The sequence below is a fragment of the Streptococcus sp. 2741 genome (assembly GCF_013276315.1).
In the GTDB taxonomy this organism is placed as follows: Bacteria; Bacillota; Bacilli; order Lactobacillales; family Streptococcaceae; genus Streptococcus; species Streptococcus pseudopneumoniae.
On the sequence record NZ_VMKU01000030.1, the window covers coordinates 1 to 547 of the forward strand.

Below are 547 nucleotides of genomic sequence, written 5' to 3' on the forward strand. Positions count from 1 at the left end.
TAAACTAACTGAGGATAAATCGAAGTTAGATGAAGCTGTAAGTACAGAAGGTAAGACACCAGAAAGTATTCAAGCATACGAAGCCGCTAAGAAAGAAGCAGAAGCAGATGTTGCAACAGCGAAGGAAGCAGCCAAAGCAGTATTAGCTAAAGGTGACAATGCGACAGCAGCTGAAATTCAAGAAGCGCAAGAAAAAGTAACAGAAGCGCAAGGTAAGTTAGACAAAGCGAAAGAGCAGTTAGTCGACAAAGCAGACAAGACAGCTCTAACGCAAGCGAATAACGATTTAGCAAGCGAAGTAGCAAGTCAACCAACTACAGATGACAAGCCACAAAGCAAAGTTGACGCATATACTAAAGCAAAAGAAGCGGCGGATAAAGCAGTGGAAGCAGCGAAAAAAGTAATAGCGGACGACAATGCGGCACCAGAAGCTGTACAAGCAGAGCTAGCGAAAGTAAACGCAGCCAAAGCAGCCTTGAAAGCGGCAGAAGATGCCGTAACAACCGCAGCGACAACTACAGCGAAAAATAAACTAACTGAGGATAAA

At 44.1% G+C, this 547-nt stretch carries 1 pseudogene; it reads left to right on the plus strand.

Annotated features, from left to right (window positions below):
- A pseudogene (locus HT671_RS03755) lies at window positions 1-547 on the plus strand (FIVAR domain-containing protein); the annotation flags it as partial.